The 22,573-nt window shown below is 42.2% G+C and carries 19 protein-coding genes; all 19 read left to right on the forward strand.

Translation table 11 applies throughout. The features are described 5' to 3' along the window. Nucleotides 1-11: 11 nt before the first annotated feature. Complete coding sequence (locus tag BTO28_RS00235) at nucleotides 12-905, forward strand: ketopantoate reductase family protein (protein WP_076762846.1); 894 nt, start codon at nucleotides 12-14, stop codon at nucleotides 903-905. A 534-nt stretch (nucleotides 906-1,439) separates the two neighbouring features. Next, nucleotides 1,440-3,056, forward strand: a complete 1,617-nt coding sequence (gene bshC / locus BTO28_RS00240) for a bacillithiol biosynthesis cysteine-adding enzyme BshC (RefSeq protein WP_076762848.1) — start codon at nucleotides 1,440-1,442, stop codon at nucleotides 3,054-3,056. Between the two features lie 147 nt (nucleotides 3,057-3,203). Then, the gene (mraZ, locus tag BTO28_RS00245; RefSeq protein WP_076763407.1) at nucleotides 3,204-3,635 is read left to right on the forward strand and encodes a division/cell wall cluster transcriptional repressor MraZ; all 432 of its coding nucleotides are present in this window, start codon (nucleotides 3,204-3,206) and stop codon (nucleotides 3,633-3,635) included. Between the two features lie 22 nt (nucleotides 3,636-3,657). Next, nucleotides 3,658-4,605, forward strand: coding sequence for a 16S rRNA (cytosine(1402)-N(4))-methyltransferase RsmH (gene rsmH, locus BTO28_RS00250; protein WP_076762850.1), 948 nt, complete (start codon nucleotides 3,658-3,660; stop codon nucleotides 4,603-4,605). An 11-nt stretch (nucleotides 4,606-4,616) separates the two neighbouring features. After that, complete coding sequence (gene ftsL / locus BTO28_RS00255) at nucleotides 4,617-4,967, forward strand: cell division protein FtsL (RefSeq protein WP_076762851.1); 351 nt, start codon at nucleotides 4,617-4,619, stop codon at nucleotides 4,965-4,967. Beyond that, a complete protein-coding gene (locus tag BTO28_RS00260; RefSeq protein ID WP_083711198.1) occupies nucleotides 4,964-7,165 on the forward strand; it encodes a penicillin-binding protein in 2,202 nt (733 codons plus the stop codon). The genes ftsL and BTO28_RS00260 overlap by 4 nt, the downstream gene beginning before the upstream one ends. A 101-nt stretch (nucleotides 7,166-7,266) precedes the next feature. Beyond that, a complete protein-coding gene (locus tag BTO28_RS00265; RefSeq protein ID WP_076762853.1) occupies nucleotides 7,267-9,159 on the forward strand; it encodes a stage V sporulation protein D in 1,893 nt (630 codons plus the stop codon). 127 nt (nucleotides 9,160-9,286) lie between these two features. Further along, a complete protein-coding gene (locus tag BTO28_RS00270; RefSeq protein ID WP_076762855.1) occupies nucleotides 9,287-10,762 on the forward strand; it encodes a UDP-N-acetylmuramoyl-L-alanyl-D-glutamate--2,6-diaminopimelate ligase in 1,476 nt (491 codons plus the stop codon). Continuing rightward, nucleotides 10,759-11,730 carry a phospho-N-acetylmuramoyl-pentapeptide-transferase gene (gene mraY, locus BTO28_RS00275; protein WP_076762857.1) on the forward strand — a complete coding sequence of 324 codons (972 nt, stop codon included), beginning with the start codon at nucleotides 10,759-10,761 and terminating at the stop codon, nucleotides 11,728-11,730. The genes BTO28_RS00270 and mraY overlap by 4 nt, the downstream gene beginning before the upstream one ends. Then, nucleotides 11,727-13,076 (forward strand): UDP-N-acetylmuramoyl-L-alanine--D-glutamate ligase, encoded by a 1,350-nt coding sequence (gene murD / locus BTO28_RS00280; protein ID WP_076762859.1) that lies wholly within the window; start codon nucleotides 11,727-11,729, stop codon nucleotides 13,074-13,076. The genes mraY and murD overlap by 4 nt, the downstream gene beginning before the upstream one ends. A gap of 64 nt (nucleotides 13,077-13,140) precedes the next feature. Then, nucleotides 13,141-14,235, forward strand: a complete 1,095-nt coding sequence (gene spoVE / locus BTO28_RS00285; protein ID WP_269843833.1) for a stage V sporulation protein E — start codon at nucleotides 13,141-13,143, stop codon at nucleotides 14,233-14,235. A gap of 139 nt (nucleotides 14,236-14,374) precedes the next feature. Beyond that, nucleotides 14,375-15,475 (forward strand): undecaprenyldiphospho-muramoylpentapeptide beta-N-acetylglucosaminyltransferase, encoded by a 1,101-nt coding sequence (gene murG, locus BTO28_RS00290; protein ID WP_076762860.1) that lies wholly within the window; start codon nucleotides 14,375-14,377, stop codon nucleotides 15,473-15,475. A 14-nt stretch (nucleotides 15,476-15,489) separates the two neighbouring features. Then, nucleotides 15,490-16,398, forward strand: a complete 909-nt coding sequence (gene murB / locus BTO28_RS00295; RefSeq protein WP_076762862.1) for a UDP-N-acetylmuramate dehydrogenase — start codon at nucleotides 15,490-15,492, stop codon at nucleotides 16,396-16,398. A 19-nt stretch (nucleotides 16,399-16,417) separates the two neighbouring features. Then, a complete protein-coding gene (locus tag BTO28_RS00300; protein WP_076762864.1) occupies nucleotides 16,418-17,215 on the forward strand; it encodes a cell division protein FtsQ/DivIB in 798 nt (265 codons plus the stop codon). A gap of 218 nt (nucleotides 17,216-17,433) precedes the next feature. After that, nucleotides 17,434-18,738: a cell division protein FtsA gene (ftsA, locus tag BTO28_RS00305; RefSeq protein WP_076762866.1), complete on the forward strand. Its 1,305-nt coding sequence runs from the start codon at nucleotides 17,434-17,436 to the stop codon at nucleotides 18,736-18,738. Between the two features lie 38 nt (nucleotides 18,739-18,776). Further along, nucleotides 18,777-19,934: a cell division protein FtsZ gene (ftsZ, locus tag BTO28_RS00310; RefSeq protein WP_076762867.1), complete on the forward strand. Its 1,158-nt coding sequence runs from the start codon at nucleotides 18,777-18,779 to the stop codon at nucleotides 19,932-19,934. A 157-nt stretch (nucleotides 19,935-20,091) separates the two neighbouring features. Continuing rightward, the gene (locus BTO28_RS00315) at nucleotides 20,092-20,940 is read left to right on the forward strand and encodes a sigma-E processing peptidase SpoIIGA (RefSeq protein WP_076762869.1); all 849 of its coding nucleotides are present in this window, start codon (nucleotides 20,092-20,094) and stop codon (nucleotides 20,938-20,940) included. 22 nt (nucleotides 20,941-20,962) lie between these two features. After that, a complete protein-coding gene (gene sigE, locus BTO28_RS00320) occupies nucleotides 20,963-21,682 on the forward strand; it encodes an RNA polymerase sporulation sigma factor SigE (protein WP_076762871.1) in 720 nt (239 codons plus the stop codon). A gap of 61 nt (nucleotides 21,683-21,743) precedes the next feature. Then, entirely contained in the window at nucleotides 21,744-22,523 is a 780-nt protein-coding gene (sigG, locus tag BTO28_RS00325; RefSeq protein WP_076762872.1) for an RNA polymerase sporulation sigma factor SigG, read from the forward strand. Nucleotides 22,524-22,573 lie beyond the last annotated feature (50 nt).

The following is a 22,573-nucleotide window of genomic DNA, read 5'->3' on the forward strand; positions in this document are numbered from 1 at the left end:
GGGGGCTAATGATGAATATTTCGATCATTGGGGGCGGTGCAGTGGGATTATTCTTTGCTTCACAGTGGAGCAAAGATCATTGTGTCACGCTTTGGACAAGGACAGACATGCAGGCGGAAATGATACAGCGTGATGGATTATATATATTTGAGAATGGGAACGAAAACGTGCAATATATTCAATCAAAAAAAATAGGCTGTCAACCTCTACAAGCAGACCTTATTGTAGTGGCGGTGAAACAATATAATATGAAAGACGTCATGGGAGAATTAACAAATGCAAAGAGTCATTCTATCATGTTTATACAAAATGGCATGGGTCATCTCGATCTTTTGGATAAGCTCCCTCATCATCATATATATACTGCGTCTGTAGAACATGGCCTCGTTAAAATTAACGGGGGGACGATTCAAGTGAACGGACGAAATAAAACGAATATAGGTGCATTTCGGGGCGGGACAGAAGAAATCATTGATCATTTGCAAACCGATTCATTTCGATTCGAATGGAGAGAAAATATTCATCACATGATGATTGAAAAAATGGCGGCCAATGCCATTATTAACCCCCTCACCGCAATGTTGAATGTAAAGAATGGGCAAATCGCTCAAAATGAGCATTATCGATCCATCGCAAAAGATCTTTGCCGGGAGTTTGCCTCTGTTTTTTCGTATAAATCAGAAGAAGAAACATTTGAATCTGTTCTATCGATTTGCAAAAACACAGCTTATAATGAATCATCTATGCTAAAAGACGTAAAAGAAGGACGTCTTACGGAAATCGATGCGATTGTTGGTGTATTGGTAAAAGAAGCTGAAAAGAAAGGTTGTCATGTACCATTGTTTCGTATGATATACAACATGATCAAAGGGAAAGAAAACATGCCGCCACTTATGTCAAATTAAGTTCAGCTTGCCTGTTTTCAAAATGCGTCCCCTATCCATCATAATCGCTTGGTCAGCAATAACACGGGCATCCTCCTGATTGTGTGTGACGAAATGGGCATAATGCCTGTTTTTTATAAAATATCAAGCAGTTTATTACGAATTTTCTCGGCAAAATTAAATCCAATTGCGAGAATCGGCTGTCGTATGTAATGAGAAGCAGACGATTCTTCTTCGATCCTTGTGGTGTAAACACATTCAGCTCACGATCGAGCCAGAGAAAGAATCCCAGTACACCCATTGCAAATGTATACGTGATGGGAGTAAGAAAATCGTGAAGAAAAATATCGCACCTGCTAAAATTCATAATGTCATATTAGCCATGGCCGACTTTTATATCAATTTGATCTCGAAGTGTTAACTGCACAAAGCCGGTATAGTTTTATATGCCATATCCTAAATAATTATGTATGGAACAGGCACATTGTTTTTCCTTTCCTTACAACAGGTGGTATACTCAAACAAGAAAATTGTGCGCAGAAAGGAAGTACATTTATGGAACAAGAACGCATTTCTGTTCCCGCCTTAAACCAGTTTGCGAAAGACTACATAAGCGGAAGAGAACAAACCGCGTCGTATTTTGATTACAATCCGTTTCAACAGTCTGATTTTGTAAAAAGAGCGGCTGATTTACAAACGCGATTATTTGAACGAGACAAGCTTGCCCAAATCATTCGAGACTACATGACACCATTTCAATTAACCGGCGAGATCGAACGGTCTCTCGAAAAGCTTAAAAATGAGAAATCAGTTGTCGTTATTGGCGGACAGCAGGCAGGACTGTTAACAGGCCCGCTTTATTCCATACATAAAATCATTTCAATTATACAAACCGCTGCGGCCCAGGAAAAAGAACTGGGCATTCCAGTTGTTCCTGTTTTCTGGATAGCCGGGGAAGACCATGACTTATTGGAAATTAATCATGTTTATGTTGAAAAGGATGGCCAGATGCAAAAGATGGGCTACCCAGAGCGTTTCGTTAAAAAACAAATGGCGTCAGAAACTGTGTATGAGAAGGGCATAATGGAAAAATGGGTGACAACCATATTTTCCTCAATGCAGGAAACGATGTATACGAATGAGCTGTTAAAAGATGTTCTCCAAGCTGTTCAGCAGCAGGAAACCTTCACGGCTTTTTTTGCACAATTGACCCAAACGCTTTTCAGCAAGTACGGTCTATTGCTCATTGATGCAGCAGACCCCGGCTTAAGGAAACTGGAGGCTCCTTTTTTTAAACGTTTAATTGTCGAAAATAAAGAGCTTGCGGCTTCTGTTGCCCGTTCACAGGAAAAGGTTAAAAGGGATGGCTACAAGCCGGCTATTGAAACAGGTGAACATCCTGCCAATCTGTTTTTGAATGAAGATGGTGAACGCTATTTACTTGAAAAAGACGGCGATGCTTTTGTAAGTAAAAGCGGTAAAACATATTCGGAAGAGGAACTGCTCCAATTGCTTGAGATCTCACCGCAAATCTTCAGCAATAATGTCGTTTCCCGTCCCCTGATGCAGGAATGGATATTCCCAACACTGGCGTTTATAGCGGGACCCGGCGAAATCGCCTATTGGGCAGAACTGAAGGATGCGTTTCACTATTTTGACATGAACATGCCTCCGGTTGTACCGCGTGTAAATATCACCCTCATTGAACGGTCTATTGCTGGAGCAGTAACTAGTACAGATATGACTATTCAGGATATTATAAAGTTCGGTGTAAAAGCGGAAAAGGAAGCCTATATTGAATCCGTAAGAGACCGTCATTTACATGAACTGGTCGCTGATATGAAAGAAGCCCTATTTGCGAGCTACGAAAAAATCGAGAATCGTGCAGCGGAACTCCATAAGGGGCTGAAGCCAATCGTGGAAAAGAACAAGGCATACCATGCCCGGCAAATTGACTATTTAATTAAAAAAAGCGATACAGTGCTTGAACAAACCCAGGCTGCTTCTCTCCTTCGATTTGACCGTATTGAAGCTGCTTTGCATCCTGGGGGGCCCCAAGAAAGAATTTGGAATCTCTACCCTTTTTTAAATGCGTACGGTCCAGAATTTTTAGATGAATTACTAAAACAGCCATTTGTTTATAATGGGGACCATTATCTTGTTTATATATGAATAAAAAGTCTGCCTTTTTGGCAGGCTTTTTTTGTATGAACAGAAGAAGAAAAGGCATAGGATAAATAAAGGGATTTGGTGTAATGAAAATGGTGGTGCAAAGTGGGGGGATGTGGTAAAGTTAGTGTAGAAAGTGGGGAAACAGCGATGTTCATGGGCGAATACCGTCATTCGATTGATGAAAAAGGAAGAGTCATAATCCCTGCAAAATTTCGTGGGGATGCCGGTAAAACGTTCATCGTGACGAGAGGCCTTGATGAATGTTTGTTTCTTTACACACTAACCGAATGGAAATCGCTTGAAGAAAAATTGTTGACTCTGCCGCTAACAAAAAAAGATGCAAGGGCTTTTACCCGTTTCTTCTTTTCAGGTGCCAATGACTGTACCCTGGATAAGCAGGGGCGCATTAATTTGTCTGATTCCCTAATGAAATATGCGTCACTTGAAAAAGATTGCGTCATTGTCGGTGTCTCAAATCGGATAGAAATTTGGAGTGCTTCCAAATGGGACAACTACCTTGAACTTTCTGAACAGTCATTTTCAGACATTGCTGAAAATTTAACAGACTTTGATTTATAAATTTGATTGGACTGATATAAACATGGATTTTAAACATACGACCGTGCTTTTGCGTGAAACGGTCGACGGGCTTAATATTCGGCCTGATGGCATTTACGTGGACTGTACACTTGGCGGAGCAGGGCATAGTGAATATTTGCTCTCCCAACTCGGGACTAATGGGAAGTTATACGTTTTTGACCAAGACGATACAGCTATTGAACATGCAAAAGATCGGCTTGCCCCGTTTGGTGACCGCGTTGTTTTTATAAAGAGCAATTTTGAACACATAAAAAGAGAACTAGCTAACTACGGTGTTAAGGGTGTTGACGGTATTTTATATGATCTTGGAGTCTCATCACCACAGCTAGATACGCCGGAACGCGGATTTAGCTATCATCATGATGCGCCGCTGGATATGCGTATGGATATAAACGCATCGCTTACCGCTTATGACGTTGTTAATGAATGGCCATTTGAACAGCTTGTCCGTATTTTTTTTAAATACGGAGAAGAAAAATTTTCTAAGCAAATTGCAAGAAAAATTGAAGCGGCCCGTGAACTAAAACCGATCGAAACAACGGGTGAATTGGTAGAATTAATTAAAGAAGCAATTCCAGCACCGGCCAGACGTAAAGGGGGGCATCCTGCTAAGCGTGTCTTTCAAGCCATACGAATTGCCGTCAATGATGAGCTGGGTGTATTTGAGCGTTCGCTCCATGATGCGATTGATTTGCTCAATTTGAATGGGAGAATTAGTGTTATTACATTTCATTCGCTTGAAGATCGAATTTGTAAAACAGTGTTTAAAGACGCTTCAACAGGACCAGATCTGCCGCCAGGATTGCCAGTTATACCAAAAGAATATGAACCGGTATTAAAACTTATAACTAGAAAACCAATTGTTCCTGAAGAACAGGAAGTAGAAGAAAATAACCGTGCGCGTTCAGCAAAACTTCGTATTGCAGAAAAAAGAAAGACAACCTTTTAGGGGGGATAAAGATGAACGAAACTGCGAAAAAGCTAGCCGTTGAAGAACCAAAAACGCAATTTAATGCGCAGCGGAAAATAACAAAACAGTTTTTTACACCAGGTGAGAAAGTACTATTTCTTGTTTTTGTGCTGACTGTCTGTTTCATGAGCGCCAAACTTATATCTACGCAGGCGGCTATTTATGAAACCAACAAACAAATACAAGACATGGAAGCTAAAATACAGGAGCAGGAAAAGATAAATCATGATCTTGAAATACAGATAAGTGAAGAAAGCACATATGAAAAAATTTGGGAACGGGCAAAAGCAATGGGTCTTGATTTAAGCGATCAAAATATTAAGGTTGTTGAACCGAAATGATTGAAAATAGTAAAAACCGAAAAACAGGAGCTGCGATTCTTTTTATTGGATTCGCCCTCCTCTTTTTTATCTTATTTACCCGCGTCTTATTTATTCAAACAACCGGAAAAGCGGACGGGCATGAGCTGAAAAACGAAGCGCTGCAGAAGTATATGCGTACCGATGTACTTGAAGCGAAAAGAGGGACGATATACGACACAAATGGGGAAGTAATTGCAGAAGATACGACGTCCTTTACAGTAGCGGCTATATTAGACCCTTCTGTTACGACTAATCCAGAAGAGCCTAATCATGTAACAGATCCGGAAAAGACGGCGAAAATTCTGGCAAAGTATTTTGAAATGGATCAAACAGCTATTGAAGAACGCTTAAAAAAAGACGGTGCTTTCCAAGTGGAGTTTGGAAGTGCCGGCAGGGGTTTATCTAATAGTGTAAAGCGAAAAATCGAAGACGAAAAATTGCCGGGTATTACATTTATACGGCAGTCTAAGCGATTTTATCCAAACGGGAAATTCGCCTCTCATTTAATTGGTTTTACACAACAGGTTGAAAAAGAAGTGAACGGGAAATTTTTGTTTGATACGCAAGGACAAATGGGCATTGAAAAATTATACGAAAAATACCTGGAAGGAAAAGATGGGAAAATCCGCTACACGAGCGACTTGTGGGGCTACTTGCTTCCCAATCGCCAGGAAATGGTCGAGGAGCCGGAAGATGGCGACCATATTTATTTAACTATCGATTCCAAAATACAAACATTTCTTGAAGATGCACTTAACGAAGTATCTGCGCAGTATGAACCAGCGAAATCATTTGCTATTGTCGCAGAAGCGAAAACTGGGAAAATTTTGGCCATGAGCCAAAGACCAACATTTCATCCTGGAACTCGTGATGGTTTAGACACTAACTGGATGAATGACCTTGTGGAATATTCGTATGAGCCGGGTTCGACGATGAAAATTTTCACACTAGCGGCGGCGATTGAAGAAGGTGTTTTTAACCCGAAAGAATTGTATCAATCTGGAACGTATAAAGTCGGTCCGAACCGCGTGAGAGATCATAATGCTGGTGAAGGATGGGGCATGATTACGTACGAAGAAGGGGTCCAGCGTTCGTCTAACGTCGCGATGGCTAATCTTCTCGAAAGAATGACACCGGGTGTTTTCCGGCAGTATTTAGAAGACTTTCGATTCGGACAGGCTACAGGCATAGCACTGCCAAACGAAGCGACCGGAAGTATATTGTATAACTTTCCGCTTGAGCAGGTAACGGCCTCATTCGGACAAGGTTCCACGGTGAATGCGATGCAAATGATACAAGGCGCCACCGCAATCGCTAACGGCGGAAAAATGATGAAGCCATACGTCATCGATAAAATTATCGATGACACGTCAGGGAAAAAGATCGTGAGTACAGAGCCGGAAGTCGTCGGTGAACCAATTTCAAAAGAAACAGCAGAAGAAACCATTAATGTCCTTGAGACAGTCGTTACAGCGGAGCATGGTACAGGAAGGCCTTATCATATTGAAGGCTATGATGTGGCCGGGAAAACCGGAACCGCACAGCTTGTGGGGGATAATGGGAAATATTTAACGGGATTTAATAATTATTTATTTTCCTTTATGGGTATGGCGCCGAAAGATGATCCAGAACTGATTGTGTACGTCGGAGTGGCCCAGCCTAAACTTAACAATGAATCGGGATCCGCACCGGTATCGAAAATTTTTAATCCTGTTATGCGAAACAGCCTTCAATATTTAAATGTAAAACCAGATGAAAACATTGTGTCAAAAACAGTGGAATTGGAAGATTTCATTGGCAAAAAAACAGCTGAAGCCCGTGAAGCATACGCAAAATACGGAGTGGACCCTGTAATAATCGGAACTGGGGATAAGATTGTAAAACAAGTTCCGTCAGCAGGCGAAAAGCTGCTGCAAGGTGAAAAAGCGATCGTTCTTACATCAAAAAATTGGACGATGCCTGACATGACAGGATGGTCAATCCGTGATGTCATGAAAATTACAGAGATTGCCGGATTAAAACTCAGTTATTCAGGGACAGGATATGTGGCATCACAAAACATTAAAGTAAACAAGCCAATAAAAGAAGGCCAGAAATTAATCGTAAAACTTGAGCAGCCGGGAAGTGTTGAGGAAGCTAACGAAAGGGCAAAAGAAGATTCTGATCAATCCAGATAGTTAAATAAAAAACGTTATGGATGACTGCATCCGTAACGTTTTTTTTGTCAATTTTTCTTAATTTATGCATATAGTCATTGGGGAGGAAAGGAGATGGAACTATGCGCGTCAGAATGTTCTGGCTGCTGGCAGCTTCACTGATTGCCTTTACGGCGCTCATTGTCCGCACCGGCTATATACAATTGTCATTGGGGAGCGAATTAACTGAAAAAGCGGAACAATTATGGGGAAGAAGTATTCCATCACAGCCGGAAAGAGGCATTATTAAAGACCGGAACGGAACCATTCTTGCCGGCAATAAAAGCGCGCCGACCGTTTATGTCATTCCTGCCCAAATAGAAGATGCAAAAACTGCTGCCCGTAAACTTGCAGCTATTTTAAACGAAAAAGAATCGGTTATTTATGAAAGAATGATAAAACGTTCATCCATTGAGCGTTTATCATCAAAGGGAAGAAATATCTCTACAGAAACTGCGCGTAAAATCACAGAATTGCAATTAAAAGGGGTATGGATTGGCGAAGATTCAGTACGTGATTATGTGTTAAAGGAGCGGCTTGCTCATGTTCTAGGCTTCACAGGGGCTGATAATCAAGGGCTGGCGGGACTTGAAGCATATTACGATAAAAAACTGGCAGGTATATCCGGTTCTGTTCAAATGTTTACCGATGCGAAAGGGGAAAAAATGCCCGGTCTATCTGATGAGTACGTCCCTCCAAAAGATGGAATGGATTTGCAGCTGACCATCGATTCTAAAGTTCAATCAATCATCGAACGTGAACTTGATTTTGCGGAAAAAACGTACAAGCCTGACGGTGCAATGGCCATCGCGATGGATCCAAATAGCGGGGCTATTCTGGCGATGTCATCCCGGCCTTCATACAATCCCGGTGCATTCAGGGAGTATGATCCGGATGTGTATAACCGAAATCTGCCTGTATGGAGTACCTTTGAACCGGGTTCAACATTTAAAATTATTACGCTTGCAGCAGCACTTGAGGAAAAGAAAGTCAACCTTGACCAGGATCATTTTCACGATCCAGGCCATGTGGAAGTGAACGGATCAAGACTGCGCTGCTGGAAGCGGGAAGGACACGGCCATCAAAGTTTTCTTGAAGTGGTTGAAAATTCATGCAACCCGGGGTTTGTTGAACTCGGAAGCCGTCTCGGGGAAAAAACGTTGTTTCAATACATTCGCAAGTTCGGATTTGGTCAGAAAACGGGAATTGATTTATATGGAGAAGGAATGGGGATTTTATTTACTGAGGAGTCTGCAGGACCTGTAGAAGCAGCGACAGCCGCATTCGGACAGGGGGTTGCAGTAACTCCGATTCAGCAAGTAACAGCCGTTTCAGCTGCTGTGAACGGAGGCACACTATACCGGCCTTTTATAGCAATGAACTGGACAGACCCTAAAACAGGGAAAATAACGACTGAAAATAAACCAAAGAAAGTAAGGCGTGTTATTTCAGAAGAAACATCCAGTGAGGTTCGGAGGGCACTTGAAAGTGTTGTGGCGAAAGGAACAGGGCGGAATGCATTTGTAGAAGGATTTAGAGTCGGCGGGAAAACGGGTACAGCACAAAAAGCCAAAGATGGACGCTACTTGGAGAATAATCACATCGTTTCCTTTATTGGCGTTGCACCGTCTAACGATCCGAAAGTCGTCATTTACACTGCGATCGACAATCCGAAGGGAACCGTGCAATTTGGCGGAACGGTTGCAGCGCCAATAGTCGGTAAAATGATGGGGGATGTTTTGCCGATTCTTGGTGTGAAACCTCAAAAAGGTCAAATAGAAAAAGAGAAAACGTGGAATGATCCAGATATTATTGAAGTGCCTGACCTTATTGGACTGAATAAAAAGGAGTTAAAAGAACAGTTGATTAATGTGGATATTGAAATAGAAGGATCGGGAGAAACGGTCGTCTCACAGTCTCCATCTGCAGGAGTAAAAGCGGAAAGAGGGAGCAAAGTACGTGTTTTATTAAAATAATTTGGGTATAGCCGCCGAAAATTACTGAAACAGGCTGAAAAGCATTCGCATCGGCGGCTTTTTTTCGTTACAATAGAAATCGCGGGAATTGTACATATTGTTTTTAGAATAGAAAGGATTGAAAAACGTGGATTTATCAACCGTGTTAACGGCCATTCCATTTTACCGTCAGGATAAAGAAGGAAATCCGACGATTACATCGATTGAAAACGATCACCGTCTCGTGTCGGACGGATCGATTTTTATTTGTATAAAAGGCTATACATTTGATGGTCATAACGCCGCTAAAGAAGCAGTGGAAAAAGGAGCAGTGGCAATTATCGCTGAGCAGCCGGTTGATGTATCGGTTCCGGTCATATATGTTCGCAGCACGAAACGCGCGATGGCACAGTTGGCTGCTCATTTTTACGGACATCCCACCGAATCGTTTCACTTAATCGGTATAACCGGTACAAACGGGAAAACGACAACGAGCCATTTAATTGATGAAATTCTTCGAGCTTCAGGCGAAACAACCGGCTTAATCGGGACAATGTACATGAAAATTGGTGATGAAACGGTTGAAACGAAAAACACCACACCGGAAAGTTTAACGTTGCAAAAAACATTTTCAAAAATGAAAACTGCTGGTGTCTCGGCTGCGGTAATGGAAGTGTCGTCTCACGCTCTTCAGGAAGGACGGACGAACGGTACACAATTTAATGTGGCCGTTTTTACAAATTTAACCCAAGACCATCTTGATTTTCACCGAACGATGGATGAATATAGGACAGCAAAAGGATTGCTTTTCTCACGTCTCGGTAGTTCATTTCACTCTTCAACTCCGACTTTTGCCATTCTAAATGCGGATGACAAAGCATCTCAAGTATATGAAGCAATGACTGCTGCTCATGTCGTGACGTACGGTCTGGAACAAGATGCTGACATTCAGGCAAAAGAGATTCAATTAACGTCTGCAGGGACGGCTTTTACTATTCACTACCCAGGTGGGATGATAGGAATTAAGTCAAAGTTAGCAGGGTTATTTAACGTTTACAACATTCTTGCCGCCTTTGCCGCAGGATTCGTCTCAAACGTTGCTCCTGAAACAATGAAACATGCACTTGAACGTGTGGTTGGTGTAGCAGGACGCTTTGAAATGGTATCCAATGATAAAGGTGTGTCCGTCATTGTTGATTACGCACATACGCCTGATAGTCTTGTAAACGTGCTAGAAACGGTTCGTCCCCTGACGAAAGGGCGGGTCATCGCAATTGTGGGCTGTGGTGGTGACCGTGATAAAACGAAGCGGCCGCTCATGGCGCAAGCAGCATGTGAACATGCTGATGAAGCAATTTTTACATCGGATAATCCAAGAAGTGAGGATCCAGCTGCCATTTTAGCAGATATGGAGTCAGGTGTTGTTGGACAAGAGTATACAATTATAGAAGACCGGAAAGAAGCCATTCACAGGGCGATAAAATTTGCACAGCCGGGCGACTCGGTTGTCATTGCCGGAAAAGGACATGAAACATATCAAATTATTGGTCGAACAGTTCTTCATTTTGATGACCGTGAAGTTGCAAAAGAAGCACTAGCTGACAAGAAAGGCGGGTTCGCATGAGTGAGTGGCAAATAGGATTAGTCATCGCGGTTTCTTTTTTTATAACGGTCATGATAGCGCCGTTATTTATACCATTTTTACGCCGGTTAAAATTCGGGCAGAGCATACGGGCGGAAGGTCCGGAATCTCATCAGCAAAAATCAGGAACGCCAACAATGGGAGGACTTGTTTTTTTACTGTCCATTATCATTACGACACTGTTTTTTGTTCAGTTGTTCGGTTCAATTGGCGCAGAAACGACTTTGCTTTTGCTCGTAACAATCGGATTCGGGCTATTGGGCTTTTTGGATGATTTTATTAAAGTTGTCATGAAACGAAACCTTGGGTTGACATCTATGCAAAAGTTAATCGGACAAATTGTCATTTCAATTGTTTTTTACGTTATATACGCACAGCATGGATTATCAACTGAGCTTTCATTCGGTTTCTTTTCAATTGATCTAGGAATTTTGTATGCATTGTTCGTATTGTTCTGGCTTGTAGGTTTTTCAAATGCGGTTAATTTAACAGATGGCTTGGATGGTCTTGTATCTGGCACAGCGTCCGTTGCATTCGGTGCTTATGCAGTTATTGCCTGGAGTCAGGGGCTCGAGGAAACAGCTATTTTTGCGTTTGCAGTTGTGGGTGCTGTCATTGGCTTTCTTGTTTTTAACGCGTATCCGGCACATGTGTTTATGGGTGATACGGGTTCACTTGCACTAGGCGGCGCTATAGCGGCATTATCTATTTTAACAAAATTTGAATTTTTATTATTATTGATCGGAGTTGTTTTCGTTGCGGAAACACTGTCGGTTATTTTGCAAGTTTGGTCGTTTAAAACGAGAGGAAAACGAATTTTTAGAATGAGCCCGCTGCACCATCATTTTGAACTTGGCGGATGGACTGAGTGGCGTGTCGTCGTCACGTTCTGGTCAGTCGGAGTTGTGGCTGCAGCGATTGGTGTATGGATAGGAGTATGGAATTCATGAAGCAGATTGTCGAGTTTAAAGGGAAAAATGTGCTTGTGCTTGGTCTTGCCAAAAGCGGACTAGCTGCTGCGGTTCTGTTGAAGAAGTTAGGAGCGATTGTCACGGTAAATGACGGCAAGCCTTTCGAAGAAAATGAAGCAGCTAAATTGCTCATATCGGAAGGGATGAATGTTATTTGTGGAAGCCATCCGGTTGAATTGCTCGATGAAGGGTTTGAAGTGGTTGTCAAAAACCCGGGCATACCGTATTCTAATCCGATCGTATCCGCGGCAGTATTGCGTGGAATTCCGGTCATTACTGAAGTAGAAATTGCCGGACTCATTTCGGAAGCACCGTTTATTGGGATTACCGGCACGAACGGGAAAACAACAACGACAACACTTATTAATGAAATGATGAAAGAAGATGGAAAAGGAACGGTACTGGCGGGGAATATCGGTGAAGTGGCGTCTGAAGTGGTGCAAAGTGCGAAACCAGATGACCATGTCGTCATTGAACTATCATCTTTTCAATTGATGGGCATCCAATCATTCCGTCCGCATATTGCGATTATAACGAACATTTACGATGCACACCTTGATTATCATGGCTCAAAGGAAGAATACGCTGGAGCGAAAATAAACATTACGAAAAACCAGACAAAAGATGATTATTTGATTATTAACGCAGATCAAGAAGAGCTCTTGTCTATGGCAGAAGCAAGTTCTGCAACTGTTATTCCGTTTTCTGTTCATAAAACAGTTGAAAACGGAGTGTATATAGAGAATGGAACCGTTTATTTTCAAGGTGAAGCAATTATTCAAACTGCAAATATCGCACTGCCTGGTAATCATAATCTTGAAAACATTCTTGCGGCAGTGGCTGCAGTTAAACTTTCCGGTGTTTCCACGGATTCAATTATTCGTGTGTTAAAAACATTTGCAGGTGTTCGTCACCGGACTCAGTTTGTTCGTGAATGGAACGGGCGAAAGTTCTATAACGATTCAAAGGCAACAAATACTCTTGCGACGAAAAGTGCGCTGACTGCATTTCAATCACCGGTGATCCTGCTTGCGGGCGGTCTGGACCGTGGAAATGGTTTTGATGATTTGCTTCCATACCTTACTTCGGTAAAAGCTGTTGTGGCGTTCGGGGAAACGGCGGATAAATGGATTGAAACGGCTGCAAAAGCGGGAATTTCAACAGTTAAAAAGGCTGATTATATGACAGATGCAGTTGAAAAAGCCGTTGCACTTTCTGAAAAAGGGGATGTTGTTCTTCTATCACCCGCATGTGCAAGCTGGGATCAATATAAAACATTTGAAGAACGCGGCGACATATTTATAAACTGCGTGAATAAACTATAAGAAAGAGCCGGAGCCGGATGAGGCTCCGGCTTTTTATTTATGCTTGAGCGGAAAGGGGTGCACAATCGTTTCCAGACAGGCGCCGGATTACTTATTCTTGATGCTCGTTTTAGTTTTGACTGGTACAGGTTTATTTATGGTAGCAAGTGCGGGAGAAGTGTGGGGACAGTTTAACTATGAAAATCCTTTTTATTTTGTTGAGAGACAGGCATTTTTTGCAGCCGCAGGTTTGGTTGTAATGGCAGTAATTTCGTATGTCGATTATAGAATATGGAGAAACCTTTCATCAGTCCTATTAGTGCTGGCCTTTTTATTGCTGGTGGCTGTACTCATTCCTGGTATTGGGATGGTGAGAAATGGATCGCAGAGCTGGATCGGATTTGGTTCGCTATCGTTTCAGCCATCAGAGTTAATGAAAATTGTGCTGATTTTTTATTTGTCCGCTTTGCTTGCTGAAAGAAAAAAAGTGATTCACTTATTTTGGAAAGGGCTGTTTAAACCACTCCTTGTGCTTGGAATTGCTTTTGCACTGATCATGATGCAGCCTGACCTTGGAACGGCAGCGGTAATGGGAGGAACTGCTTTTCTTCTATTATTTGTCGCGGGTGCGCCAATACGATTCTTTGTACTGACTGGAGTCTCTGCTATAGGGGGACTTGCCCTATTAATTATATCCGCACCATATCGAATGAAACGAATTACCGCCTATCTTGATCCATGGTCCGATCCGCTTGGAAGCGGATTTCAAATCATCCAGTCATTGTATGCGGTTGGTCCTGGCGGGTTGTTCGGATACGGCTACGGAGAAAGCCGTCAAAAATATTATTATTTGCCCGAGCCCCAAACCGATTTTATTTTTGCAATCTGGGCGGAGGAGACAGGTTTTATTGGCGCTGTCTTTATTATGATACTATTTTTTCTCCTCATATGGCGGGGCATTCATATCGCGTCGCGGATTGAGGACGCATTTGGGGTATTACTCGTCTGTGGAATTACAGCGATGATCAGCTTGCAGTCGTTCATTAACCTGGGAGTTGTAACAGGATTATTGCCTGTTACGGGTGTAACACTGCCATTTTTAAGCTATGGCGGTTCTTCATTGACAATGACACTTGCTTCAGCGGGGATTGTGCTCAGTGTTAGTCGTTCAACTGTATAATATACAGTAGAATTGGAGGAATTTTTCTGTTTTTTTAAGATAATATTTGATTCTCGCGACGCATTGATTTAAGATGAGAATGCATTGACAGCTATCTGTAAACGATGAGGCTGTGAGATGAATATTGAGGTGAATGTAATTGAAAATTGTTGTCAGTGGCGGTGGGACTGGCGGGCATATATATCCCGCGCTAGCACTTATTAGAATGATTAAACTGAAACACCCGGAAACATCTTTTTTATATATCGGAACTGAAAAAGGTTTAGAGTCTAAGCTTGTTACACGCGAAGGCATTCCTTTTCGGTCAATTGATATTACGGGCTTTCGCCGGGCAGTTTCTATTGAAAATGTGAAAACGATTATGCGTTTCTTAAAAGGTGTAAATGAATGTAAAAAGATGCTGAAAGAATTTAAACCGGATGTCGTCATCGGGACTGGCGGCTATGTTTGCGGACCAGTCGTGTATGCGGCATCGAAAATGGGCATACCATCCATTGTACATGAGCAAAACAGTGTACCGGGTTTAACGAATAAATTTTTAAGTAAGCACGTAAATCGAATTGCGGTCTGTTTTGAAGAAGCAAAAGAATACTTTCCTGCCGAGAAGACGGTTTTAACGGGAAACCCACGTGCTTCAGAAGTAATAGAAGCAAACGGCTTAGGTGTAATAGAAGAGTTCGGTTTATCTAGCAAGAAAAAAACGGTGCTTATTTTTGGAGGAAGCCGCGGCGCAAAACCGATTAATGATGCGGTTACAGCAGCGTTACAAGATTTTGCAAACCGGGAGTATCAAGTGATTTATGTAACCGGTGATGTTCATTTCAACAAGGTTTCTGATATCCTCGAAAAGGTTGGGAAACCAGCTAATGTTTCAGTTGTCCCATTTATTCATAATATGCCGGAAGTACTGGCAGCGTCGGACCTCGTCGTCGCTCGGGCCGGTGCAACAACATTGGCTGAATTGACAGCTCTCGGCATTCCGTCCATTCTTGTGCCAAGCCCGTACGTAACGAATAATCACCAGGAAAAAAATGCGCGAACACTTACTGATCGGGGTGCCGCGATCATGCTTTTAGAAAAAGACTTGAGTTCTGATTCACTTGTACGGGAACTCGATTCTATCTTAACAAATGATTCACTATTAATAAAAATGAAAACAGAAGCAGAACGCCTCGGTATCCGGGATGCTGCTAGCCGGCTGTACAATGTCATGATTGATATAACCGGGAAAGACAAGTAAAGGAGCGGTTCATCTTGAAAGAAATCATCAAAGAACTTACTCAATTGCAAGCCGGTGCTGTGATAGAAAATGAACCGCTTGCAAACCATACAACAATGAAAATTGGTGGGCCGGCAGACGTGTTTTTTGAGCCTTCCTCCATTGCCGGCCTTGAAAAAGCAATGAATGTCATTATTAAACATCAGGTGCCGTGGCGTGTGATTGGACGAGGATCTAACCTGCTCGTTTCAGATTCAGGCATTCGCGGTGTTGTTATTAAACTCGGAAAAGGAATTGACGACGTTTCAATAGACGGTGATATTGTTACAGCAGGTGGAGGATTTCCTCTAGTTGTACTTGCGACAAAAGTTGCGAAAGAATGCTTGACCGGCCTTGAATTCGCAGGCGGCATTCCTGCCTCTGTTGGGGGCGCAGTTTATATGAATGCAGGTGCTCATGGATCAGAAATGTCTTCTATTCTTATGAAAACGCACATTTTGTTTGCTGATGGGAAAATGGCATGGCTGACGAATGAAGAAATGGACTTTTCATACCGGACGTCTATTTTACAAAAAAAACGTCCGGGTATTGTTCTCGAAGCCATTTTTCAATTGGGTGAGGGGGATCGTGAAACCATTCGCTCTCACATGATGAAATATAAAGATTATCGCAGGACAACACAGCCATGGGATCACCCTTGCGCAGGAAGCATTTTTAGGAATCCACTTCCGGAACATGCCGGTCATTTAATTGAAAAAGCTGGATTAAAAGGGTATTCCATTGGAGGGGCGAAAATTTCCGATCTTCATGGCAACTTTATCGTGAACACTGGAAATGGTACTGCAGCTGACGTACTGGCGTTAATTGAGCATGCGAAAAACGTCGTCTATGACCGTTATCAAATTGAAATGGAGACGGAAGTTGAATTGATTGGTGGTCCGTAAAACGGTCAGAGGTGTTAACATGAATAAACAAAAAATCATTTCAATTGAAGACCGTATACCGAAGCTAAAAGAAATGCGTAAACGTAAAGCAAACCGGCGCCTGATCATTTTGCTGTCTTTGTTCCTTCTTCTTGCACTCTTATTAATTTATTTACAGTCTCCATTAAGTAAAGTGGAGCAAATTCATATTGAAGGCAATAATTTAATATCGGAAAAGGAAATTATTGAGCAAAGTGGACTGAATATAGGCAGTAATATTTGGTCTGCTGACAAACGTGCAGCAGAAAAAAAGCTTCTTAGCGATGACAGAATTAAGAAAGCGCATATATCAACAGGTTTTCCGAATGATTTAAAGGTGACGGTCACGGAGCAGCATGAAATAGCCTATGCGGCACGAAATGGCGGCTTATATCCGGTTTTGGAAAACGGAAAAATTGTAGCGAAAGCAGTAAATGGACCGCCGTCACAACTGCCGATACTATATGACTTTAAAGAGGGAGAAGCGCTTGATCATTTTGCAAAAGCAATCTTGACGCTCCCGGATGAAGTTGTTAATACAATTTCTGAAGTATATCATGATCCGAAACCCAATGACCCACTGCATATAAAAGCGTATATGACAGATGGATTCGAAGTTTCGGCAACGCTTTCCACATTTGGGGATAAAATGATTTACTACCCCTCTATTTCAAATCAGCTTGATCCTAATGTTAAAGGGGTCATTGATCTTGAGGTAGGGTCTTATTTTAAAGCGTATGACCCTTCAAAGCAGCAAAAATTAGAAAATGAGAGCCTGGAGGAGGCAGAAACTCCATAGTGTTTCTGAAAACGGGATAACTTAGCCTTTTCCAGCCTCTCATCTTAGTGTAGACTTGTATGAGAGAGTTCTAGAAACAAATTTAGTTGAAATTGTACACTTAAAGAGGAAAATATATTGAATAAGACGAATAACGTTCTTTATATACATTTTAGCGTCTAGTGGTGCGAATTGTTGTTCGGTTATTCAAGCTTTTATGGTAAGGGAGGTGCCACAGCATGAATAATAATGAAATTCTTGTAAGTCTTGACATTGGTACATCCGCTATTAAAGTGATCATTGGAGAAATGGTTAATGATTCTTTAAATGTTATCGGTGTCGGGAATGTAAAATCTAAAGGAATTCGAAAAGGGGCTGTCGTCGATATTGACGATACGGTTCACTCGATAAAAAAAGCAATTGAGCAGGCAGAGCGTATGGTCGGTGTTGAAATTAGTACCGTGATTGTTGGTATTGCAGCCAATCACGCGGTTCTTCACCCGTGCAATGGTGTTGTGGCTGTTTCAAGTGAAAATCGTGAAATTACGAGCGAAGATGTCATACGAGTAAAAGATGCGGCACAGGTAATGTCCATCCCGCCGGATCGAGAAATTGTAAACGTTATTGCAAAACAATTTATCGTAGATGGATTTGATGAGATTAATGACCCGCGGGGTATGCTTGGCGTTCGCTTGGAAATGGAAGGAATTATCGTTACCGGTTCGAGAACTTTTTTACATAATACTTTGCGCTGTGTAGAACGAGCAGGATTAGACATTAACGATATTGTTCTTCAACCACTTGCAAGTGGTGAAATAGCACTGTCAGACGATGAAAAAAATCTCGGCACGGTTTTGGTAGATATTGGCGGCGGTTCAACGACGATCTCTTTTTATAAAGATGGACATATAAAGCATACAACGGTTTTGCCTGTCGGCGGAGATCATATTACGAAAGATTTGTCGATCGGCCTTCGTACCTCCACTGAAGAAGCTGAGCACATTAAAACAAAGCACGGTCATGCTTTTTATGATCTTGCTTCAGAAGAAGAAGTCTTCAGTGTTCCGATCATTGGCAGTGATCAGCACGATCAGTTTAATCAGCTTGAGATATCAGAGATTATTGAAGCAAGACTCGAAGAATTATTTATGATGATTGTAGAAGAACTTCGGCAATCAGGAATTACAGATGTGGCAGGCGGTTATGTATTAACTGGGGGCACTTCTGCAATGAACGGAATACTAGACCTTGCACAAGACGTTTTCCAAAATCGTGTTCGTGTAGCGATCCCAGATTATATCGGTGTCCGGGAACCTCAATTTACGACAGCTGTTGGTTTGATTAAGTATGCGTATAAAAATGCTCGTCTTACCGGACGGAAAGTTGGCGAGCCTCTGGATACACAGCCGAAAGAAATTGAAGAGCGCAGAGAGCGGCAGGAACAGAAGCAGGATACAAAGCCCTCAAAAAAAGAAAACGAAAAACAAAAAGATGGTGTCGGTTCAAAAATGAAACGGCTTTTCGGATACTTTTTTGAAGAGTAATAAGAATAAAAGATTATGACGAATTAGGAGGATTTGCCATGTTGGAGTTTGATACAAATATAGATTCGTTGGCAACGATTAAAGTGATCGGCGTTGGCGGCGGCGGAAATAATGCTGTAAATCGTATGATTGAGCATGGTGTACAGGGCGTGGATTTTATCGCCGTTAATACAGATGCGCAGGCACTCAATTTATCAAAAGCAGAAGTAAAAATGCAAATCGGTTCAAAATTGACACGAGGGTTAGGTGCAGGTGCCAACCCGGAAGTCGGAAAAAAAGCCGCAGAAGAAAGCAAAGAGCAAATTGAAGAAGCGCTTAAAGGTGCAGACATGGTATTCGTTACAGCTGGTATGGGCGGTGGAACGGGTACAGGCGCAGCTCCGGTTATTGCTCAAATTGCAAAAGACCTTGGTGCGCTGACTGTAGGTGTTGTAACACGTCCTTTTACATTTGAAGGACGAAAGCGTGCTACGCAGTCCGCAGGCGGTATTGAAGCAATGAAAGCGTCTGTCGATACATTGATCGTTATTCCGAATGACCGCATCCTTGAGATTGTGGATAAAAGTACACCGATGCTTGAAGCGTTCCGTGAAGCTGATAACGTTCTTCGCCAGGGTGTACAGGGGATTTCCGATTTGATAGCTGAGCCTGGTTTGATTAACCTTGACTTTGCTGACGTGAAAACAATTATGTCCAATAAAGGATCTGCTTTGATGGGAATCGGGGTTGCATCCGGTGAAACCCGTGCAATCGAAGCGGCGAAAAAGGCAATTTCCAGTCCGTTGCTTGAAACGGCGATTGACGGCGCGCAAGGTGTGTTGATGAACATTACTGGTGGAACTAACTTGAGCCTTTATGAAGTACAGGAAGCAGCAGATATTGTCTCATCTGCTTCTGACCAAGAAGTGAATATGATTTTCGGTTCTGTTATTAACGAGAATTTAAAAGATGAGATTATCGTTACAGTTATTGCGACCGGTTTTAAAGAACTTCCGTCTCAAGGGGGACAAACCCGCCCTAGTCTCGGCCAGGTAAAGCCTCAACAACAGGCAGCCCCGCAGCAACAAAAACCACGTGAAATTAAGCGTGAAGATGTGCCAGCTCAGGAACAGCCTATTCGTCAGCAGCAGCAAACATCTGCAGACGATACACTGGACATCCCGACATTTTTGCGTAACCGTAACAGAAGAAGATAGAATATAGTAACCCGTCACATTGGTGGCGGGTTTTTTTGTGATGACATATTTCGAAAAAATTGCTGTAAAAATTCACTCACATTGTGACATACATTGGAAACATATTCCGCTAAACTAATGGTCATAGGACAGGCTGCCGGCACGGGGGAGGGTTGAATTGACCGGTTATGCAGAAGTAATCCTACTTTATAATTTAGCGGCTGATGGGCTGCTATTGCTGGTAACAGGTATCTTACTTGGTCACCCACCAAAAAGATCGCGCATTATACTGGCATCTATAATCGGAACGATCCCGCTATTCCTTCACATGATTTTGGGGTGGGACTGGCTAATCCATTTTGCGGTTAAAATGATTTCACCGGTTTTGATGGTCGTTATTGCCTTTAAAATAAACGGTATCGCCGTCCTTTTATCGGCTGTTCTTACCTTTTATTTCGTTACATTTTTAACAGGCGGTGTGTTATACGGATTTCAGTCTGTCTTATTAAATGGTACTGCATCCGGTCATTTTTCTACTGTACTGTTGTTCATTTTATCTATTGCAACAACTTTTTATTTTATTCAGAGACGTCTTTTCAGTATGAGTACGAAAAGAAGTCTAAAAAGGCAAACAGTCCCGGTCAAGTTTTCAATTTGTCAGAAGGAATGGTCCGGCACAGCGCTAATTGATACGGGAAATTCACTGTGCGATCCCATCTCAAAAAAGGAAGTGGCTGTCTGTCAAGTCCGGGAGGATGAAGGGTGGCCGGCAGCAATTAGCGCAGGAGAACATGAAGCGCTCGCACAGCTTCCTGATCAATGGGCTGAAAAGATGACATGGATTCCTGCGAGGTCAATCGGTGCAGAACACCAGCTGCTCTCGGCATTTCGCACGGATGAATTTACCGTTTATATTGATGGGAAAGCTATCCAGACAAATAGAGCGCTTGTGACCTTTACAACATCTGCGCTTTCCGATGATCAGACTTTTTTTTGTATTCTGCACCCGAATATGGTTCGACAATGAATGGAAAGGTGAGTGGTTATACGTGCGCCCTGTCAAAACAAAGTTGATGTACGTGATGTACAATATGCTGCAAAAAGCAGGCATGAAATCAAAAACGATATATTATATCGGGGGTAGTGAAGCATTGCCGCCTCCCCTTTCTCGAGATGAAGAAGCACATCTGCTGATGCAGCTTCCATCAGGTGATAAAGCAGTACGTGCGATGTTGATAGAGCGTAATTTGAGACTTGTTGTTTATATTGCCCGTAAATTTGAAAATACCGGTATTCATATTGAAGATTTAATCAGCATTGGCGCAATCGGACTTATAAAAGCCGTAAACACATTTAACCCCGAAAAGAAAATTAAACTAGCGACATACGCATCGCGTTGTATTGAAAACGAAATTTTAATGTATTTGCGCCGGAATAATAAAATACGTTCAGAAATTTCATTTGACGAGCCGCTTAACGTGGATTGGGACGGCAATGAATTGCTTTTGTCCGATGTATTGGGCACTGATAACGACATAATTACAAAAGGAATTGAAGAAGCGGTTGACAAACATTTGGTCACTGAAGCACTTGCTGATCTTGAAGGTCGAGAGAAGCAAATTATTGAAATGCGATTTGGTTTAAATGGAGAAGAAGAAAAAACACAAAAAGAAGTGGCTGACCTCCTAGGCATTTCACAGTCTTATATTTCACGTTTAGAAAAAAAAATCATCGGACGGCTTAAGAAAGAATTGAATAAGCTCCGCTGAATAAAATTTTCCGGGCCGGAGATACTGTTCGAGAAACAGAGCAGCATGAGGAGGAACAGTGATGGCCCGGAATAAAGTTGTATTATGCGGTGTCGATACGTCGACGCTTCCTGTTTTGACAAATCCCGAAATGAAAGTGCTGTTTGTAAAGTATCAAAGCGGCGATAAAAGTGCACGTGAGGAACTCGTTACGGGCAATTTACGCCTTGTTTTAAGTGTTATTCAACGGTTCAATCACCGGAATGAACAGGCCGATGATTTATTTCAAGTCGGCTGCATTGGCTTAATGAAGTCAGTGGATAATTTTGATTTAAGCCATAACGTTCGTTTTTCGACGTATGCCGTGCCGATGATTATCGGTGAAATACGCCGTTATTTACGTGATAATAATCCGATTCGTGTCTCACGCTCACTGCGTGACATTGCGTATAAAGCATTACAGGCAAGAGAAAGACTGACGGCAGAACGTTCAGTTGAGCCGGCTGCAGAGGACATTGCCCGCGCTATTGATGTCCCAAAGGAAGATATTGTCTTTGCGCTCGATGCTATTCAAGATCCAGTTTCATTGTTTGAACCTGTTTTTCAAGACGGTGGTGATCCAATCTATATGATGGATCAAATTAGTGACGGGAAAGATCGTGAAGTTGAATGGGTTGATTCAATTACCGTTACAGACGAGCTTAATAAGCTGTCAGATCGGGAACGGATGATAATTGAAAAGCGTTTTTTCAGCGGGAGAACGCAAATGGAAGTCGCTGATGAAATTGGGATTAGCCAAGCACAGGTTTCCCGGCTCGAAAAAGGCGCCATTAAACAAATGAAAAAGAAAATAAATGGTTGATGAAAAACAGGAGATTTTACCTTCCTGTTTTTTTTCTTTGGCCTTCTACA

The sequence above is a fragment of the Domibacillus epiphyticus genome (assembly GCF_001975785.1).
GTDB lineage: Bacteria > Bacillota > Bacilli > Bacillales > Domibacillaceae > Domibacillus > Domibacillus epiphyticus.

Excerpts from the sequence above, each read along its gene's own strand:
- BTO28_RS00235 (WP_076762846.1), top strand. The coding sequence starts at position 12 with ATGAATATTTCGATCATTGGGGGCGGTGCAGTGGGATTATTCTTTGCT.
- bshC (WP_076762848.1), top strand. The coding sequence starts at position 1,440 with ATGGAACAAGAACGCATTTCTGTTCCCGCCTTAAACCAGTTTGCGAAA.
- mraZ (WP_076763407.1), top strand. The coding sequence starts at position 3,204 with ATGTTCATGGGCGAATACCGTCATTCGATTGATGAAAAAGGAAGAGTC.
- rsmH (WP_076762850.1), top strand. The coding sequence starts at position 3,658 with ATGGATTTTAAACATACGACCGTGCTTTTGCGTGAAACGGTCGACGGG.
- ftsL (WP_076762851.1), top strand. The coding sequence starts at position 4,617 with ATGAACGAAACTGCGAAAAAGCTAGCCGTTGAAGAACCAAAAACGCAA.
- BTO28_RS00260 (WP_083711198.1), top strand. The coding sequence starts at position 4,964 with ATGATTGAAAATAGTAAAAACCGAAAAACAGGAGCTGCGATTCTTTTT.
- BTO28_RS00265 (WP_076762853.1), top strand. The coding sequence starts at position 7,267 with ATGCGCGTCAGAATGTTCTGGCTGCTGGCAGCTTCACTGATTGCCTTT.
- mraY (WP_076762857.1), top strand. The coding sequence starts at position 10,759 with ATGAGTGAGTGGCAAATAGGATTAGTCATCGCGGTTTCTTTTTTTATA.
- murD (WP_076762859.1), top strand. The coding sequence starts at position 11,727 with ATGAAGCAGATTGTCGAGTTTAAAGGGAAAAATGTGCTTGTGCTTGGT.
- BTO28_RS00300 (WP_076762864.1), top strand. The coding sequence starts at position 16,418 with ATGAATAAACAAAAAATCATTTCAATTGAAGACCGTATACCGAAGCTA.
- ftsA (WP_076762866.1), top strand. The coding sequence starts at position 17,434 with ATGAATAATAATGAAATTCTTGTAAGTCTTGACATTGGTACATCCGCT.
- ftsZ (WP_076762867.1), top strand. The coding sequence starts at position 18,777 with ATGTTGGAGTTTGATACAAATATAGATTCGTTGGCAACGATTAAAGTG.
- sigG (WP_076762872.1), top strand. The coding sequence starts at position 21,744 with ATGGCCCGGAATAAAGTTGTATTATGCGGTGTCGATACGTCGACGCTT.